The sequence below is a fragment of the Sphingomonas sp. SKA58 genome (assembly GCF_000153545.1).
In the GTDB taxonomy this organism is placed as follows: Bacteria; Pseudomonadota; Alphaproteobacteria; order Sphingomonadales; family Sphingomonadaceae; genus Sphingobium; species Sphingobium soli.
Window position 1 is genome coordinate 1079460 of the sequence record NZ_CH959306.1, and the last position, 15761, is coordinate 1095220.

Genomic DNA, 15761 nt, shown 5'->3' on the forward strand with positions numbered 1-15761 from the left:
GCGTGTCAAGCGGCCTGCGGATGGCCGTTGGTCAGCCAGCCATTCACCTTGCGCCCGAAATGCGCGATCGCGCCCATGTTGAAAAAGTGCATGCCGCCCAGCACGATAACGGCCAGACCGACCTTGCCGCTCAGGAAACGGATCGCGTCTGCATAGGTGACGGGTTCCTTGCCCAGGCTCAGCGTCAGGGTGATGAAGCCGATATTGACGAGGTAGAAGCCGACGACCAGCAGGTGATTGGTCGACCGCGCCAGCTGCGCATTATGGCCGAAACACTGGACCAGAAACACTTCGCCATTTTTGGACAGGGTGCGCGCGACCCAGATGGTGATCCCGATGGTGATTCCCAGATAGAGGGCATAGGCAGTCTCGACCATGATGCGTCTCCTTTCAAATATTCCGTAATTTCGGTAAATTCAGAAATCCATGGGTGTGAAAACGGGTACCACGTCGGCGTTAGCCGCTATTCGCATCCTTCGTCCCGCCGGGCAGGAAGCGGACGACTTTGCCGCCCAGCTTCATCAGCGCGACCAATGTGGGCTTGGGCAGCACGCGCATCTGCTCATACCAATTGCCCAGGGTGGACAGGAACTCGTGCATGCGGGTGATGCGTTCGCGCACATGGGGCGGGCAGGTGGCGTCCTTGGCCAGGCGTTGGGCCAATTCATTAAGCAGCGCGATGGTCGGGTCGATCTCGCGCCGCTTGCGCTCGGCCGCGATGCGGGTGAGCATTTCCCACAGGTCCAGTTCCGCTACGAAATGGTCGCGCCGGTCGCCCTCGACATGGACGCGCCGGACGATGGCGTAGGACTGCAATTCCTTGAGTGCCGTCGATACGTTGGAGCGGGCGAGGCCAAGCTGGTCGACAATCTCGTCCGCTGGAAGGGGCCGGTCCGACAGGTAGAGGAGGGCATGCACCTGGCTCACCGACCGGTTGACGCCCCACTGCGTCCCCATCTCGCCCCAATGGAGCAGGAACGCCTTGGCATCGGGATGGTCAAGCAGTGGCATGATGTTCCTTTCTGTAAAGACAGAAATAACGGAAGGAATGGGCGCCCGCAAGCGGAAATCGCGTGCATTTGTCGCTTTCGGTGTCGGCGTCCGGCAAAAGGCATGCGCCCGTGACAAATCGGTTCGCATCGGCAACAAAGGGCGGCCTGCCGCGTTCGCCTATGAGATTTGCCTTCTGTCCTTGGAGATTTGCTCATGAAAATCCTGCCTGTCATGCTCGTCCTGCCGCTGGGCGCCGCCCTGTCCGCCTGCGCCACCACCGGCACGGACGCTGCCATGCCGGCCGAAGCGCCGATGGCCAGTACCAAGCTCATGGCCGGCGACGGCAGCGCGCGCGGCACCGCGACTGTGACCGAAGCGGCCGACGGGCTGCATGTCCTGGTAAAGGCGCAGGGGCTGACGCCGGGCATGCACGCCGTCCATATCCACACGACCGGCATGTGCACCCCGCCCGACTTCACCAGCGCCGGTGGCCATTGGAACCCGACCAACCGTCAGCATGGCGCGGACAATCCGGCCGGCAAGCATATGGGTGACATGCCCAATATGATGGCGGGGTCGGACGGCATGGGCGAACTGGAATATGTCGTGCCCGGCGGCCTGATTTCGACCGGCTCCATGCCGTTGCTGGACACCGATGGCGCGGCGGTGGTCATTCACGCGAAAGCCGATGACAATATGAGCGATCCGGCCGGCAATGCCGGCGGCCGCGTGGCATGCGGCGTGCTGAAGGCCGGCTGAGCGCCCTTCACATCCTCAGATGGCGGGGCACATATCCCCGCCATCGCCATGATAATCCGCCACCGCCTGGTAGCGCGCGCCATCATGTCCCAGGCGGCTTTCGAACAGGGTGAAGCCATCGATACGGAAGGCGGGCGTCGACAGTCCGGCATGAACGGCCAGGAAGCCATCGACCATTGCGCCTCTCCGCCCGAACCGGGCCAATGTTATATGCGGCAGATAGGCGCGTCCCTCCGGCGCAAGCCCCGCGCGGACGCAGGCGCGATCGACCTTGCGATGGAGTTGCGCCAGCGGTTCGCGTGGCTGCACGCCAGCCCATAACGTATCGACAACGCCCCTGCGGTCGAAACTGCCCACCCCCTCGATCCGCACATCGAAGGGCGTGAAACGGATAGCGCCGAGCAGATCGGCCAGGTCGTTGGCCCGATGCCGGTCCACCTCTCCTATGAAGCGCAAAGTCAGGTGCAGTTGCTCGTCATCCTGCCACCGCGCCCCCTCCACGCCGCCGGCCAACGACAATAAGCGGGCCCGTATCGCTGCGGGCGGACGGATGGCGATAAACAGACGATGCATCGGCGGACTATAGCCCTGCGCGCCCAATGTGCCATATCCGTTCCGGTTTGGCTTGAAGTCGCCGCCATTAGGGCCGATAATGAAGGGACCGGCGACGAACGCCGGCAAAGGAGATGAATTTCATGGCCAACTGGTCCGACCCCCGATCCGGCGTTGCGGGTTTTGGCAACGCCACTGCCGCACGCGGCGAGGCGTTCGACGCCGGGCTGCGCCGCTATATGCTCTCGGTCTATAATTATATGGCGAGCGGCGTGTTGCTGACCGGCATCGTCGCTCTGCTGTTCGCGTCGAGCGGTCTTGCCTATCAGGTGCTCGCCGGGCCGGGCATCCTCAAATATATCATCATGTTTGCCCCGCTGGCCTTCGTGATGGTGCTGAGCTTCGGCATCAACCGGCTCTCGACGGCGACGGCCCAGGCGCTTTACTGGGTCTATGCCGCCGTGATGGGCCTGTCGCTCTCGTCAATCTTCCTGGTCTATACCGGAACGTCGATCGCACAGACCTTCTTCGCGACCGCCGCCGCATTTGCGGGCCTCAGCCTGTGGGGCTACACGACCAAGAAGGACTTGTCGGGTTTCGGCACGTTCCTGATCATGGGCGTTGTCGGCCTTCTGGTCGCCAGCCTCATCAACCTGTTCCTGCGCTCCAGCGCGATGGATCTGGTGATCAGCTTCCTGGGCGTGCTGCTGTTCGCGGGCCTCACTGCCTATGACACGCAGAAGATCAAGAGCATCTACGCGCATGTCGCCGGCACCGACATGATGGGCAAGTCGGTCATCATGGGGGCGCTGAACCTCTATCTCGACTTCATCAACATGTTCCTGTTCCTGCTGCGCTTCATGGGCGGCAGCCGCGACTGACCGCACATTTCAATCAAACAGGAAGGCCCGGCGGGACGATCCCGCCGGGCCTTTTTCGTTGTGGGACGACAGGGGGTATCACCCTTCCTTCTGCATCTCCGCGATCAGGGCGTTGTCGATTTCCTTCTGCCGCTGATAGGCGGGGCGTTCCCGCAACCGGCTGGCATAGGCTTCGAATGCAGGGCGGGACGGGATCGACTCGAAGGCGAGGCCCCAGTCTACTTGCGCCCCCACATAGACGTCGGCAGCGGTGAATTGCTCGCCGCAAATCCATGCATCACCCGACACCGCCATTTCCAATGCGTCGATCGCGCCGTCGAAGCTGCCATATCCTGCCATCTTCTCTCGTCCTTCCGGCACGACGAAGCCCAGGGCCTTGTTCGTGACAGCGGCCTCGACCGGCCCGGCGGCAAAGAACAGCCAGCGATAATAGGCGTCGCGCGCGTCCAGCGGCGGCGCAAGGCCGGCGTCGGGGAAGGCGTCAGCCAGATAGGCGCAAATGGCCGCACATTCCGTGACGACCCGCCCGCCATGCACAATCGCGGGAACCTTGCCCATCGGATTGATCGCGCGATAATCGGCGGCCTTCATGCTGCCGTCGTCGTAACCGAGGAGGATGGTGTCATAGGCTTCGCCAACCTCCTCCAGCATCCAGCGGGCGATCTGCCCACGCGACATGGGATTGGTGTAGAGCGTAAGGTCCAGGGCCATTGCGATGCTCCCGTGATTCATGAGGGCGGCAGAATGGCGCAACCGGATGGTCGGCGCCATCTGTTTGCGCCAGCATCATCGCCGCATCGGGCGGCAGGAGCGAAGGAGGGGCTTAAACGGGCGCAAAAAAAGGCCCCGGATCGCTCCGGGGCCTTTCTGGTAAGATTTTGGTTCGATCAGGCCGTCGCCAACCGCGCCAGCTTGTCCAGCCGCCCGCCGGCGATCCGCATCATCGCCTTTTGCAGCTTTTCGAACGCCCGCACCTCGATCTGGCGGACGCGTTCCCGACTGACCCCATAGACCTGGCTCAATTCCTCCAGCGTCTTGGGTTCTTCGGCCAGGCGGCGTTCGGCCAGGATATGCTTTTCGCGGTCGTTGAGGTCATCCATCGCCTCAACCAGCATGTCGTGACGCTGAACCTTTTCCTGCTCGTCGGCGACACGCTCGTCCTGCAACGGATCGGTGTCGGCCAGCCAATCCTGCCACTGCCCCTCGCCATCCTCACGCATTGGCACGTTGAGCGACGTATCGCCGCCCATCGCCATGCGACGATTCATGGAGATGACATCATCCTCGCTGACGCCAAGATCGGTCGCGATCTTCGTGACATCCTCGGGGCGCAGGTCGCCATCCTCGAACGCTTCGATATTGTTCTTCATCCGGCGCAGATTGAAAAACAGCTTCTTCTGCGCGGCGGTCGTGCCCATTTTCACCAGGCTCCACGACCGCAGGATGAATTCCTGGATCGACGCACGAATCCACCACATGGCGTAGGTCGCCAGGCGGAAGCCACGGTCTGCCTCGAACTTTTTCACGCCCTGCATCAGGCCGATATTGCCTTCGCTGATCAACTCGCTGACCGGCAGGCCATAGCCACGATAGCCCATGGCGATCTTGGCCACCAGCCGCAGGTGCGAGGTTACAAGCTGCGCAGCAGCCTCAGGATCCTGATGTTCCTGATAGCGCTTTGCGAGCATATATTCCTGCTCGGGCGTCAACAGCGGAAATTTGCGAATTTCCGATAGATAGCGGTTGAGGCTGGCTTCACCGCCCAGCGCCGGAACCGCGGGGACATTGCTCTTGGCCATGTCGTCACCTTTCCCTTTCATGCGCGGCGGGACCCAGAAGAGGCGTCACAGGCGCCGTCGCAAACTTGTCAAAACCTATACGTGAAGCGCGCTTAACAGTTCCTGCACATCGGCAGGAAGTGCACTTTCGAACATAAGCGGTTCGTCCGTTACCGGATGTATGAACCCCAACATTCTGGCGTGCAATGCCTGCCTTCTGAAACCCAGCGTTTCCAGTATTGATTTGAAACCTTTTCTTTCTCTACCGTAAACCGGGTCGCCGATCAAGGGGTGCCCGATATGTGCCATATGGACGCGGACCTGATGGGTGCGGCCGGTTTCCAGCCGACATTCCACCAGCGCCGCGCCACGCAGCCTGTCCAGCGTGCGATAATGAGTCACGGCATGTTTGCCGCGTCCTTCCCGATGAACCGCCATCTTCTTTCGATCAGCGTCCGACCGGCCGATCCAGCTATCGACGGTGCCGGCCGGTGGAACGGGGATGCCATAGGTGATCGCCGCATAGGCCCGTTCGATGCTGTGATCCTTGAACTGGCGCGCCAGCCCTTCATGCGCCCTGTCCGTCTTGGCCACCACCAGCAGCCCCGACGTATCCTTGTCGATGCGATGGACGATCCCCGGCCGCGCGACGCCGCCAATCCCTGACAATTGCCCCGCGCAATGATGCAGCAGCGCATTGACCAATGTGCCGTCCAGATTGCCAGCGGCGGGATGGACGACCAAGCCCGCGGGCTTGTCGACCACCAGCAGGTCGGCGTCCTCATGCACGATGGTCAGCGGGATATCCTGCGCCACCGTGTCCAATGGCACCGGCGGGGGTAGGGTGATGGTGAAGCGCTGGCCCTCAGCCACCTTCATCGACCCACTGATCCTGCCGACCGGCGCCGAATGCACCTGGCCATCGCCAATCAGCGTTTTCAGCCGCTCGCGCGACAGGTCAGGCAACAGGTCCGCCAGGGCGCGATCCAGCCGCAGTCCATGCTGCGCCGGGCCGATTGTCGCTTCGATGATGGAATCCCCCAGGACCATTGGCTAGGGAGATAGGCATGAAGGTCGAGATAGCAAGAGGCGTGCTGGCGCAAATCAGGGCCTTGTGCGCGGCCGATCGCAACGAGGTGTGCGGAATGCTGCTGGGCGCTGCGGGCCGCATCGATGCGATCCGCCCGGCCGCCAATGTCGCGCCCGATCCGTCCCGGCATTTTGAACTGGATCCGGCCGTGCTGATCGCAGCCCATCGCGCCGCGCGGGACGCAGGTCCGGCCGTCATCGGCCATTATCACTCACACCCATCCGGGGTGGCTGTCCCATCGGCGACCGATGCCGCGTGCGCTGCGCCCGATGGCACGCTCTGGCTGATCGTCGCGGGTGACGTAGCGCGGTTGTGGATCGCCGGGCCGGGCGAGGGCGGCGCGGTGCGATTTGCCGAAGCGATGCTCGACATAAGGTGACGGAAAGGCGGCGAGTCGGGGTTGCATCGGGGGGCGGGGCGGCGCATTAGCCGAACATTCCCATCTTCCAGCATTGGCGATCCGCATCCGCATGACCAACCCGACCGACAGCATCGAATTTGCCAGCCTTCTCTGTTCGCGGTTGTGCCACGACCTGCTGAGCCCGGTCGGCGCGCTCAACAACGGGCTGGAACTGATGGCGGACGAAACCGATCCGGCGATGCGCGAGCGCTGCCTGGATCTGTTGGGAGACAGCGCGCGGACATCGGCGAACAAGCTGAAATTCTTCCGCCTGGCCTTTGGATCGGCCGGCGGCTTTGGCGAGGCGGTTCCGCCGCATGAGGCCAAGGTCGCGATCGAGGGCATGTTTGCCGGGGCTGGCCGGGTCAAGGTCGGCTGGATGGTCGATGAACAGATGCTCGGCAAGCTGGCGGCCAAGATCCTCCTCAACCTGGCGTTGATCGCGGGCGACGCGCTGGTGCGCGGTGGGCAGCTCGACATCGGCGCGGAAACGCGGCCCGGCGTCACCGAAATCGTCGTGCGTGCCGAAGGGCCAAAGCTGGTGCTTGACCCCGACCTGCGCGCCGCATTGGCCGGCACGCTGCCGATCGAAGGGCTTGCATCCCGCACCGCCGCCGCCTGGATGGTGCGCCAGCTGGTGATGGAGGCTGGCGGCCAGATCGTGCTTTCGCCCGCCGGCGAGCCGACCCTGCTGTTCGGGGCGGTGATACCGGGCTAAGCTGCGCCCATTTCCGCCGCGATCGTCGCTATCAGCTCTGCGACCGGCATGGATCGCGCCAATGGCGCCCCCTGTCCCGCCCATTGCGCGCCAAAGCCGGTTTCGCCGTGGGCCTTGGCCGCCTGGTGCAGCGCCTTGCCCGCATCATAGGCGATCGGATAGTCGGGCGGCGCGTTCGCCACCCCTTCGCCCCAATCGACAAAGGCGTTGCGCAGGCAGCGCGCGGGTCGGCCGGACAAGGCGCGGGTCATGACCGTATCATAGGCGGCATCGCTAAAGAGCGCCGCACGATAGGCGACGTCGGCCTGGCTTTCGGGGCAGGCGATGAAGGCCGTGCCCATCTGCGCCGCTACGGCGCCCAGGTCCAGCGCCGCTCGGACGCCGCGCCCGTCCATGATCCCGCCCGCCGCGATGACCGGAATGCCGGACTGCGCGACCAGCAGTCGGGTCAGCGCCAGCGTGCCCAATCGCCCATCAGGCAGCGTGGGGTCGAACATGCCACGATGCCCGCCGGCCTCATAGCCTTGCGCCACGAGCAGGTCGATGCCGGCGCGTCTCGCCGCCTGTGCCTCGGCTACATTCGTGACGCTGGCGGCAAGGAGGCACCCGGCCGACTTCAGCCGGGCAATGCGTCGGTCGTCCGGCAGGCCGAAATGAAAGCTGACGACCGCCGGCCGGGCCTCGACCAGCATGGCCAGCATCGCGTCATCCTCCGCGAAGCTGCGATAGATTTCGCGAAGCGGCGAGGGCGGCTTGGCATCGAAGCGGGCGAATAACGGCGCCATGGCTGCGATCCATTGCGCCTCAACATCGGGGCGCGGCTTTGCCGGCTGGTGGGCGAACAGGTTGACGTTGAAGGGGCGATCGGTGCGCGCGGCGACAGCGGCGATCATCGCCCGAGCCTGGTCTGCGTCGACCGCGCCCACCGCAATCGAGCCCAATGCGCCGGCGTTGCTGACCGCGGCGGCCATTTCGGGCGAGGAGACGCCCGCCATCGGCGCTTGGATGACGGGGACGGCGAGGCCGAGCGGTGCGAGCGGGGTCATCACGCCGATGTGAGATGGCTGCCCCGACTGAACAACCACCCGATCACAAAAAAAGCCCGACCGCTCACGCGGCCGGGCTTCTCTTCACAACGCCTGGGAAAGGATCAGGCGCTGTAATACATGTCGAATTCGACCGGCGACGGGGCCATTTCCCAACGATAGACTTCGGGCCATTTCAGTTCGATATAGGCTTCGATCTGATCCTTGGTGAAGACATCGCCCTTGAGCAGGAATTCGTAATCGGCTTCCAGGCTGGTCAGCGCCTCGCGCAGCGATGCGCAGACGGTTGGCACCTGGCTCAGCTCTTCTGGCGGCAGGTCATAGAGATTCTTGTCCATCGCGGCGCCCGGATGGAATTTGTTCTCGATACCGTCGAGGCCCGCCATCAGCAGCGCGGCGTAGCACAGATACGGGTTCGCCATCGCGTCGGGGAAGCGGAACTCCACGCGCTTAGCCTTGGCGCCCGCGCCATAGGGAATACGGCAGGAGGCCGAACGGTTGCGCGCCGAATAGGCGAGCAGCACCGGCGCTTCGAAGCCCGGCACCAGGCGCTTGTAGCTGTTGGTGGTCGGGTTGGTGAAGGCATTGAGCGCCTTGGCATGCTTGATGACGCCGCCGATGAAGTAGAGGCAGGTCTCGCTGAGGCCCGCATAGCCGTCGCCCGCGAACAGCGGCTTGCCGCCTTCCCAGATCGACATATGCGTGTGCATGCCGCTGCCATTGTCCTGCGCGATCGGCTTGGGCATGAAGGTCGCCGTCTTGCCATAGGCCTGCGCCACCATCTGCACGACGTACTTGTAGATCTGCATGCGGTCGGCGGTCTGGACCAGCGTACCGAACGTCAGGCCCAGCTCGTGCTGCGCGGCGGCGACTTCGTGGTGGTGCTTATCGCAGGGCAGGCCCATTTCCAGCATGGTGCTGACCATTTCGGCGCGGATGTCGGTGCACGGATCGACCGGCGCGACGGGGAAATAACCACCCTTGGCGCGCGGACGGTGGCCCAGATTGCCGCCTTCATATTCCTTGCCGGTGTTGGTCGGCAATTCGATGTCGTCGATCTTGAAATAGCTCTGCGAGTAATCATTTTCGAAACGCACATCGTCGAACATGAAGAATTCGGCTTCCGGCCCGACATAGACCGTGTCGCCGAACCCGGCCGACTTGACGAAGGCTTCCGCGCGCTTGGCGGTCGAACGAGGATCGCGGCTGTACAACTCACCGGTGTCCGGCTCGACAATGTCGCAGAAAATGATCAGCATGGGCGTCGCGCTGAACGGGTCGACATAGACAGCGTCCAGGTCGGGCTTGAGGATCATGTCCGATTCGTTGATCGCCTTCCAACCCTCGATCGACGAACCGTCGAACATCAGGCCGTCGGTCAGTTCATCCTCGCCAAGCACGCTCGACACCATGGTCAGGTGCTGCCACTTGCCCTTGGGATCGGTGAAGCGGACATCGACCCATTCGATCTCCTGTTCCTCGATCATCTTCAGGATGTCTTTTGGCGTGTTGGCCATATGCGCTTGCCCTTCTTTCAGAAAAACCCCCCCCGAAGGGGTTTGTTGATGCCTGGCCGGCCGGTCCGCGCCGGGACCGGCCGCAATATTAGATCGCGTCGCTATCGCGCTCGCCGGTACGGATGCGCACCGCGCCTTCGATGTTGGAAATGAAGATCTTGCCGTCGCCGATCCGCCCGGTCTGGGCCGCAGCCGAAATCGCCTCCACCACACGATCGGCCACGGAGTCGTCGACGACTACCTCCAGCTTCACCTTGGGCAGGAAATCGACCACATATTCCGCGCCGCGATACAGTTCGGTATGCCCCTTTTGCCGACCAAATCCCTTGGCTTCGGTAACGGTGATGCCCGACACGCCCACCTCGTGCAGCGCTTCCTTCACCTCGTCCAACTTGAACGGCTTGATGATCGCCTCGATCTTCTTCATCGCAAATAATCCCAACCCATGACGCGCCCCGACATGCAGGGCGGTGCCTCCACGCCTCTCCTCAAGCGACGATCCCATGCCCCCGCAAGGCTGGTGTCCGTCCCTCATCGCTATCAATTACCGTGCCAACTGGCGAATCGCTAGGACTGCTTTCGGCGATGCAGCAATCTTTGTCCATATTGCCCACAATCCGGGCAATATCCTGTCGTGCTGCCCAATAAACGGGCAGCTGGCGATCACTGATAGGGCGGGCAGTTCAGACCGGCCGGGCTTTGCGTGAAAATCTCGCACCCGGTTTCGGTGATGCCGATACTATGTTCGAATTGCGCGGAAAGGCTGCGGTCGCGCGTCACCGCGGTCCAGCCATCATCCAGCATGCGCACATTGGGCTTGCCGATGTTGATCATCGGTTCGATGGTGAAGAACATGCCGGGGCGCAGTTCGGGGCCGGTGCCGGGGCGGCCGATATGCACCACCTCCGGGCTGTCGTGGAACACCCGGCCCAGGCCATGGCCGCAGAAATCACGCACCACGCCATAGCGGTGCTTTTCGGCAAAGCGCTGGATCGCATGGCCGATGTCGCCCAGATGATTGCCGGGCTTCGCCTGCTCGATCCCCAGCATCAGGCATTCATAGGTGATCTCGACCAGCCGGCGCGCCTTGATTGGTGCGTCGCCGGCAATATACATCCGGCTGGTATCGCCATGCCAGCCATCGACCTGCGGCGTGACGTCGATGTTGAGGATGTCGCCGTCCTTGATCTTCGTATCGCCCGGAATGCCGTGGCAGATGACATTGTTCAGGCTGATGCAGCAGCTGTGCGTATAGCCACGATAGCCCAGCGTCGCGGGCACGCCGCCGCCTTCCAGCGTCATGCGGCGGACGATATCATCCAGCTCGCCGGTGGTGACGCCGGGCACGACATGGGGCACCAGCGCATCGAGTATCTCGGCCGCCAGCCGCCCGGCCTTGCGCATGCCGGCAAAGCCGGATTCGTCATGCAGCTTGATCGCGGTCGATCGGGTCACAGGCGCATCGGCCGTCATCGTCATATAGTCGGTCATGGGACGATTATAGGCGCTCGAACGCCATAATGCGAGGGGCGTCTAGGCAGGGCGCGCGGGCACGGCTATGACCGCGCCATGCCTGATCCCAACCGCACCTGGACCGCCGCCCTGATCGTCATCGGCGATGAAATTTTGTCGGGGCGTACGCAGGACAGGAATGTGGCGCAGATCGCCACATGGCTCAATGTCCAAGGCATCAGGCTGGCCGAGGTGCGCGTCGTCGCCGACGATCAGCCCGCCATTGTCGAAGCGGTCAACATCCTGCGCGCGCGCAATGACTATCTGTTCACCACCGGGGGCATCGGCCCCACGCATGACGACATCACCGTCGATGCCATCGCGGCGGCGTTGGGCGTCGGTGTCGTCATTCATCCTAAAGCGCGCGCGGTGCTCGAACTTTATTATGAAACGCGCGGCGGCCTCACTGACGCGCGGCTGCGCATGGCGCGCGTGCCCGATGGGGCGAGCCTGATTGAAAACCGCATGTCGGGCGCGCCGGGCATCCAGCATGGCAATATCTTCATCATGGCCGGCGTGCCTTCGATCACCGCCGGCATGCTCGAAGCGCTGACCGGCACGCTGGAGGGAGGCAGCCCGCTGCTGGCGACGACGATCGGCTGCTGGGTCGCCGAAAGCGAGGTTGCCGACCTGCTGGGCAAGACCGAACGGGCGCATGAGGGGTGCCAGATCGGCAGCTATCCTTTTTTTCGCGAAGGCCGGACTGGCGCGAATTTCGTGGTGCGCTCGACCGATCAGGCGCGGCTGGACGCTTGCGTATCCGCGTTGACCGACGCGCTGGAGCAGGGCGGCTGGCCGGTGCATCCCGGCGGCATCTGATCGGCGGGTCAGCGGGCGCGCGGATTGCCCAGTGCGGACAATACGCCGCGCAAGGTCCGTACCTCCAGATGATTCCAGCCCGGCTTGGTCAACAGGTTGCGCAGCGTCCGCTTGGTCGCGGGCGCGCGATCGGGCGGGAAGAAATAGCCCGCGCCTTCCAGCAGCGTCTCGAACTGGCCAATCATCCCTTCCAGTTCGTCCTGCGGCGCGGGTTCGCCCAGGTCCGTGACCGTGGGCTGCGCCAGTGTGGCTTGCTTCGACCATTCATAGGCGCACAGGATCACGGCCTGCGCCAGATTGAGCGATCCGAAGTCGGGGTTGATCGGCACGGTCAGGATCTTGCGCGCGAGCGCGACGTCGTCGGTTTCCAGGCCCGATCGTTCCGGGCCGAAGACGAACGCGCTGCGCCCCGTCGCGCCATGGATTTCGCGCGCCGCTTCCTCCGGCGTCACCACCGGCTTTGTCACGCCGCGCTTGCGCACCGTGGTCGCATAGACATGGGCGCAATCCGCAACCGCATCGGCCAGCGTCTCATAGACCTGCGCGCCGTCCAGCACGACGTCCGCGCCCGCCGCCGCCGGCCCGGCATCGGGATTGGGCCAGCCGTCGCGTGGGCTCACCAGCCGCATTTCGGTCAACCCGAAATTCAGCATGGCCCGCGCCGCCTTGCCGATATTCTCACCCAATTGCGGGCGGACGAGGACGATGACGGGAGTTGGCGTGGGCATAGTCTCGATATTAGCCGCGGCCTCACCTTCCGTTCGCCCTGAGCGAAGTCGAAGGGCGTCACTGAGCGGAGGCGAAGTATGTGATATTGCGGTTTGCTTCAACTTGGCCCAATCTTCAGCGATCAGCGCCTCCTTCTTCTCGCGAGACCAGCCCTTGATCTGCAATTCGCTTTCCATGGCTTCGGCACGGGTGGCGAACTCGGCAGACCACATCAGTTCGACGGGCAGGCGCCTGGATGGATAGCCCTTGATCGCGCCGGATTGATGGGCGGCGAAGCGAGCTTCAAGGTCGTCGGTGTGGCCGGTGCAGTATGAACCGTCGGCGCAGCGAAGAATGTAGCTGTAGAAGGCCATGCCGGGTTAGTGACCTCGCTTCGCTCGGTCGAGGCCTTCGACTTCGCTCAGGCCGAACGGAGTGAGGTGCCGAGCCATGTCAATCACGCCCCACCTCCTTCACCGTCCCTGCAAACTCCTCGAAATCCTTGGCGTCGGTGAAGTCCTTGTAGACGCTGGCGAAGCGGATATAGGCGACGCTGTCGAGGCGTTTCAGCCCTTCCATCACCATTTCGCCGATCGCGCGCGCGGGGACTTCGCCATCGCCGCTGGTTTCAAGCTGGCGCTGGATGCCGGAAATGAGCTTCTCCAGCCGGCTGGGGTCGATCGGTCGCTTGCGGCAGGCGATGCCAACCGACCGGGCCAGCTTGTCCCGGTCGAACGCTTCCTTGCGGCCCTCGCTCTTCACCACCCAGATGTCACGCAACTGGATGCGCTCGAAGGTGGTGAAGCGTGCGCCACACGCCTCGCACTGGCGGCGACGGCGGATGGCGGCGCCATCCTCCGTCGGCCGGCTGTCCTTCACCTGGCTGTCTTCATGGGCACAGAAGGGGCAGCGCAAGCGGGCTTATCCTTCGTAGATGGGGAAGCGCGCGCACAGCGCCGCAACGCGCTCGCGGACATTGGCCTCGACGGTCGCGTCGCCTTCTTCGCCATGATCGCGCAGCCCCTCCAGCACGTCGGCGATCATGTCGCCAATCGCCTCAAACTCCGCCACGCCAAAGCCGCGCGTCGTGCCGGCGGGTGAACCCACGCGGATGCCGCTGGTCTTGGTCGGCGGCAGCGGGTCGCCCGGCACGCCATTCTTGTTGCAGGTGATGAAGCTGCGCTCCAGCGCCTCGTCCGCGTCCTTGCCCGAAATGCCGTAGGGGCGCAGGTCGATGAGCGCCAGATGCGTGTCGGTGCCGCCGGAAATGACCGCCAGCCCGCGCTGCTCCAGCTTCGTCGCCAGCGCCCGGGCGTTGGTGACGATCTGCTGCGCATAGGTCTTGAATTCGGGGCGCAGCGCTTCGCCGAAAGCCACCGCCTTGGCGGCGATGACATGCATCAGCGGGCCGCCCTGAAGGCCGGGGAAGATGGCCGAATTGATCTTCTTGGCGATCGCCTCGTCATCGGTCAGGATCATGCCGCCACGCGGGCCGCGCAGCGTCTTGTGCGTAGTCGTCGTCACGACATGGGCATGGCCGAAGGGCGACGGGTGCGCGCCGCCGGCGACCAGGCCTGCGAAATGCGCCATATCGACCATGAACAGCGCGCCGACCTTGTCCGCGATGGCGCGGAAGCGGGCGAAGTCGATCTGGCGCGGATAGGCGCTGCCGCCCGCGATGATCAGCTTTGGCTGGCATTCGATCGCCTGCCGCTCGACATCGTCATAGTCGATCAGATGCGTGTCCTCGCGCACGCCATATTGAACGGCGTTGAACCATTTGCCCGACATGCTGGGCTTGGACCCGTGGGTCAGGTGGCCGCCGGCGTCCAGGCTGAGGCCCATGATCGTCTCGCCCGGCTTCACCAGCGCCAGCATGACGCCGCCATTGGCCTGCGCGCCCGAATGCGGCTGGACGTTGACGAAGTTGCAGCCAAACAGCTCTTTCGCGCGGTCGATGGCGAGCTGTTCCACCACGTCGGATGGGGCACAGCCCTGATAATAGCGCTTGCCCGGATAGCCTTCGGCATATTTGTTGGTGAAGACCGAGCCTTGCGCCTCCAGCACCGCTTTCGACACGATGTTTTCCGATGCGATCAGCTCGATCTGCGTCTGCTCGCGCTTCAATTCCTGTTGCACGCCGCCGAACACGGCGGGATCGGCGTCCGCCAGGCTGCGGGTGAAATAGCCTTCCGAACGAATGTCCGACAGGGCGGGGGGGGAGAGGGTGTCGGTGCTCATCGCAGGATCCTTTCAGAGCGCAGGCTGGGAGAGTTTGTCCACGCGGCCGGCATGACGTCCGCCGCCAAATTCGGTGGTCAGGAATGCGGTTACGCAGGCCTTGGCCATGTCCACGCCGGTCAGGCGCGCGCCCATGGCCAGGACGTTGGCGTCATTATGCTCGCGTGAAAGGGCGGCCGACAGCGGCTCGCCGACCAGCGCGCACCGGCAGGCAGGGTTGCGATTGACCGCGATCGAGATGCCGATGCCCGATCCGCACAGCGCGATGCCGCGGTCGGCCGCGCCCGATGCGATCGCCGTCGCAAGTTTGTAACCATAATCGGGATAATCCACCCGGTCGGCGGTCGCCGGCCCCAGGTCCTCGACCAGATGACCTTCCGCGCGCAGCCACTGCGCCAGTTCCGCCTTCAATTCGACGGCGGCATGATCGGAAGCGATGGCGATGTTCATGGGCTGCAACGGTCCTTCACCTGCGGGTGATTCGGGTCTGCGCGCCTCATAGGAGGACAAGGCCGCAATTGCCACAGTCCAGCTTGCCGCTTATGGCATCGCTTCATGGCCGGCACCCTTCTTTCCATCCTGATGCTTGCGGGCGTGTTGCTGACGGGCGGCGGCATTTACGCCATCGCGCGCAGGGGCGATCGCAAACGCGGCGCGCTGATGATCATCGCAGGCCTTGTCATGTTCGCCAATGTCGCGATCATGGCGCTGCCGGGTCCGGACGCGCGTCTGCTGGAAACGCGCTGA

The 15761-nt window shown here is 63.8% G+C and carries 20 protein-coding genes; 6 read left to right on the plus strand and 14 right to left on the minus strand.

Annotated elements, in window-relative coordinates; translation table 11 throughout:
• Window positions 1-5: 5 nt before the first annotated feature.
• Both SKA58_RS05775 and SKA58_RS05780 read right to left on the minus strand, forming a co-directional pair.
• The gene (locus SKA58_RS05775; protein WP_009821442.1) at window positions 6-377 is read right to left on the minus strand and encodes a hypothetical protein; all 372 of its coding nucleotides are present in this window, start codon (window positions 375-377) and stop codon (window positions 6-8) included.
• Window positions 378-456: 79 nt separating this feature from the next.
• Complete coding sequence (locus SKA58_RS05780; protein ID WP_009821443.1) at window positions 457-1011, minus strand: GbsR/MarR family transcriptional regulator; 555 nt, start codon at window positions 1009-1011, stop codon at window positions 457-459.
• A gap of 195 nt (window positions 1012-1206) precedes the next feature.
• Here SKA58_RS05780 and SKA58_RS05790 point away from each other — a divergent pair, with 195 nt between their 5' ends.
• Complete coding sequence (locus SKA58_RS05790) at window positions 1207-1752, plus strand: superoxide dismutase family protein (protein ID WP_009821445.1); 546 nt, start codon at window positions 1207-1209, stop codon at window positions 1750-1752.
• Between the two features lie 15 nt (window positions 1753-1767).
• Here SKA58_RS05790 and thpR read toward each other — a convergent pair whose 3' ends face one another.
• Window positions 1768-2325 (minus strand): RNA 2',3'-cyclic phosphodiesterase, encoded by a 558-nt coding sequence (thpR, locus tag SKA58_RS05795; protein ID WP_037542640.1) that lies wholly within the window; start codon window positions 2323-2325, stop codon window positions 1768-1770.
• A 122-nt stretch (window positions 2326-2447) separates the two neighbouring features.
• Between thpR and SKA58_RS05800 the strand changes: the two genes are divergently transcribed.
• On the plus strand, window positions 2448-3185 hold the full coding sequence (locus tag SKA58_RS05800) for a Bax inhibitor-1/YccA family protein (RefSeq protein ID WP_037542641.1): 738 nt from the start codon (window positions 2448-2450) through the stop codon (window positions 3183-3185).
• 78 nt (window positions 3186-3263) lie between these two features.
• Here SKA58_RS05800 and SKA58_RS05805 read toward each other — a convergent pair whose 3' ends face one another.
• The 3 genes from SKA58_RS05805 to SKA58_RS05815 form a co-directional block, all read right to left on the minus strand.
• Window positions 3264-3896: a glutathione S-transferase family protein gene (locus SKA58_RS05805; protein WP_037542643.1), complete on the minus strand. Its 633-nt coding sequence runs from the start codon at window positions 3894-3896 to the stop codon at window positions 3264-3266.
• Window positions 3897-4072: 176 nt separating this feature from the next.
• Complete coding sequence (gene rpoH, locus SKA58_RS05810) at window positions 4073-4984, minus strand: RNA polymerase sigma factor RpoH (protein ID WP_037542168.1); 912 nt, start codon at window positions 4982-4984, stop codon at window positions 4073-4075.
• 75 nt (window positions 4985-5059) lie between these two features.
• Window positions 5060-6013 (minus strand): RluA family pseudouridine synthase, encoded by a 954-nt coding sequence (locus SKA58_RS05815; protein ID WP_009821450.1) that lies wholly within the window; start codon window positions 6011-6013, stop codon window positions 5060-5062.
• A 17-nt stretch (window positions 6014-6030) separates the two neighbouring features.
• Between SKA58_RS05815 and SKA58_RS05820 the strand changes: the two genes are divergently transcribed.
• Both SKA58_RS05820 and SKA58_RS05825 read left to right on the plus strand, forming a co-directional pair.
• Window positions 6031-6432, plus strand: coding sequence for a M67 family metallopeptidase (locus SKA58_RS05820; RefSeq protein WP_009821451.1), 402 nt, complete (start codon window positions 6031-6033; stop codon window positions 6430-6432).
• A gap of 91 nt (window positions 6433-6523) precedes the next feature.
• Window positions 6524-7171 (plus strand): histidine phosphotransferase family protein, encoded by a 648-nt coding sequence (locus SKA58_RS05825; protein ID WP_031299033.1) that lies wholly within the window; start codon window positions 6524-6526, stop codon window positions 7169-7171.
• On the opposite strand, the gene SKA58_RS05830 is transcribed toward SKA58_RS05825, so the two are convergent.
• The 4 genes from SKA58_RS05830 to map all read right to left on the minus strand — a co-directional run bounded on the left by SKA58_RS05830 (window position 7168) and on the right by map (window position 11225).
• A complete protein-coding gene (locus SKA58_RS05830; RefSeq protein ID WP_009821453.1) occupies window positions 7168-8217 on the minus strand; it encodes an NAD(P)H-dependent flavin oxidoreductase in 1050 nt (349 codons plus the stop codon). The genes SKA58_RS05825 and SKA58_RS05830 overlap by 4 nt on opposite strands.
• A gap of 104 nt (window positions 8218-8321) precedes the next feature.
• Window positions 8322-9734 (minus strand): type I glutamate--ammonia ligase, encoded by a 1413-nt coding sequence (gene glnA / locus SKA58_RS05835; protein WP_009821455.1) that lies wholly within the window; start codon window positions 9732-9734, stop codon window positions 8322-8324.
• 88 nt (window positions 9735-9822) lie between these two features.
• Window positions 9823-10161, minus strand: a complete 339-nt coding sequence (locus SKA58_RS05840; RefSeq protein WP_009821456.1) for a P-II family nitrogen regulator — start codon at window positions 10159-10161, stop codon at window positions 9823-9825.
• A gap of 236 nt (window positions 10162-10397) precedes the next feature.
• Complete coding sequence (gene map, locus SKA58_RS05845; protein WP_009821457.1) at window positions 10398-11225, minus strand: type I methionyl aminopeptidase; 828 nt, start codon at window positions 11223-11225, stop codon at window positions 10398-10400.
• A 78-nt stretch (window positions 11226-11303) separates the two neighbouring features.
• Between map and SKA58_RS05850 the strand changes: the two genes are divergently transcribed.
• Window positions 11304-12065, plus strand: coding sequence for a competence/damage-inducible protein A (locus SKA58_RS05850; RefSeq protein ID WP_009821458.1), 762 nt, complete (start codon window positions 11304-11306; stop codon window positions 12063-12065).
• A gap of 8 nt (window positions 12066-12073) precedes the next feature.
• Here SKA58_RS05850 and SKA58_RS05855 read toward each other — a convergent pair whose 3' ends face one another.
• From SKA58_RS05855 to rpiB, 4 genes are all read right to left on the minus strand, one after another.
• Window positions 12074-13147 carry a TrmH family RNA methyltransferase gene (locus SKA58_RS05855; protein ID WP_009821459.1) on the minus strand — a complete coding sequence of 358 codons (1074 nt, stop codon included), beginning with the start codon at window positions 13145-13147 and terminating at the stop codon, window positions 12074-12076.
• Between the two features lie 79 nt (window positions 13148-13226).
• Window positions 13227-13688, minus strand: coding sequence for a transcriptional regulator NrdR (nrdR, locus tag SKA58_RS05860; RefSeq protein ID WP_037542169.1), 462 nt, complete (start codon window positions 13686-13688; stop codon window positions 13227-13229).
• 6 nt (window positions 13689-13694) lie between these two features.
• On the minus strand, window positions 13695-15014 hold the full coding sequence (glyA, locus tag SKA58_RS05865) for a serine hydroxymethyltransferase (protein ID WP_009821461.1): 1320 nt from the start codon (window positions 15012-15014) through the stop codon (window positions 13695-13697).
• 12 nt (window positions 15015-15026) lie between these two features.
• Window positions 15027-15464 carry a ribose 5-phosphate isomerase B gene (gene rpiB / locus SKA58_RS05870; RefSeq protein WP_009821462.1) on the minus strand — a complete coding sequence of 146 codons (438 nt, stop codon included), beginning with the start codon at window positions 15462-15464 and terminating at the stop codon, window positions 15027-15029.
• Window positions 15465-15569: 105 nt separating this feature from the next.
• Between rpiB and SKA58_RS05875 the strand changes: the two genes are divergently transcribed.
• Window positions 15570-15761: a hypothetical protein gene (locus SKA58_RS05875; RefSeq protein ID WP_009821463.1), complete on the plus strand. Its 192-nt coding sequence runs from the start codon at window positions 15570-15572 to the stop codon at window positions 15759-15761.

Coding starts and splice junctions, on each gene's coding strand:
- map (WP_009821457.1), bottom strand. CDS start 11,225: ATGACCGACTATATGACGATGACGGCCGATGCGCCTGTGACCCGATCG.
- glyA (WP_009821461.1), bottom strand. CDS start 15,014: ATGAGCACCGACACCCTCTCCCCCCCCGCCCTGTCGGACATTCGTTCG.
- SKA58_RS05830 (WP_009821453.1), bottom strand. CDS start 8,217: ATGACCCCGCTCGCACCGCTCGGCCTCGCCGTCCCCGTCATCCAAGCG.
- SKA58_RS05855 (WP_009821459.1), bottom strand. CDS start 13,147: ATGGCCTTCTACAGCTACATTCTTCGCTGCGCCGACGGTTCATACTGC.
- SKA58_RS05850 (WP_009821458.1), top strand. CDS start 11,304: ATGCCTGATCCCAACCGCACCTGGACCGCCGCCCTGATCGTCATCGGC.
- SKA58_RS05800 (WP_037542641.1), top strand. CDS start 2,448: ATGGCCAACTGGTCCGACCCCCGATCCGGCGTTGCGGGTTTTGGCAAC.
- SKA58_RS05775 (WP_009821442.1), bottom strand. CDS start 377: ATGGTCGAGACTGCCTATGCCCTCTATCTGGGAATCACCATCGGGATC.
- glnA (WP_009821455.1), bottom strand. CDS start 9,734: ATGGCCAACACGCCAAAAGACATCCTGAAGATGATCGAGGAACAGGAG.
- SKA58_RS05825 (WP_031299033.1), top strand. CDS start 6,524: ATGACCAACCCGACCGACAGCATCGAATTTGCCAGCCTTCTCTGTTCG.
- SKA58_RS05805 (WP_037542643.1), bottom strand. CDS start 3,896: ATGGCCCTGGACCTTACGCTCTACACCAATCCCATGTCGCGTGGGCAG.
- SKA58_RS05875 (WP_009821463.1), top strand. CDS start 15,570: ATGGCCGGCACCCTTCTTTCCATCCTGATGCTTGCGGGCGTGTTGCTG.
- rpoH (WP_037542168.1), bottom strand. CDS start 4,984: ATGGCCAAGAGCAATGTCCCCGCGGTTCCGGCGCTGGGCGGTGAAGCC.
- SKA58_RS05840 (WP_009821456.1), bottom strand. CDS start 10,161: ATGAAGAAGATCGAGGCGATCATCAAGCCGTTCAAGTTGGACGAGGTG.
- SKA58_RS05790 (WP_009821445.1), top strand. CDS start 1,207: ATGAAAATCCTGCCTGTCATGCTCGTCCTGCCGCTGGGCGCCGCCCTG.
- SKA58_RS05780 (WP_009821443.1), bottom strand. CDS start 1,011: ATGCCACTGCTTGACCATCCCGATGCCAAGGCGTTCCTGCTCCATTGG.
- thpR (WP_037542640.1), bottom strand. CDS start 2,325: ATGCATCGTCTGTTTATCGCCATCCGTCCGCCCGCAGCGATACGGGCC.
- SKA58_RS05820 (WP_009821451.1), top strand. CDS start 6,031: ATGAAGGTCGAGATAGCAAGAGGCGTGCTGGCGCAAATCAGGGCCTTG.
- SKA58_RS05815 (WP_009821450.1), bottom strand. CDS start 6,013: ATGGTCCTGGGGGATTCCATCATCGAAGCGACAATCGGCCCGGCGCAG.
- rpiB (WP_009821462.1), bottom strand. CDS start 15,464: ATGAACATCGCCATCGCTTCCGATCATGCCGCCGTCGAATTGAAGGCG.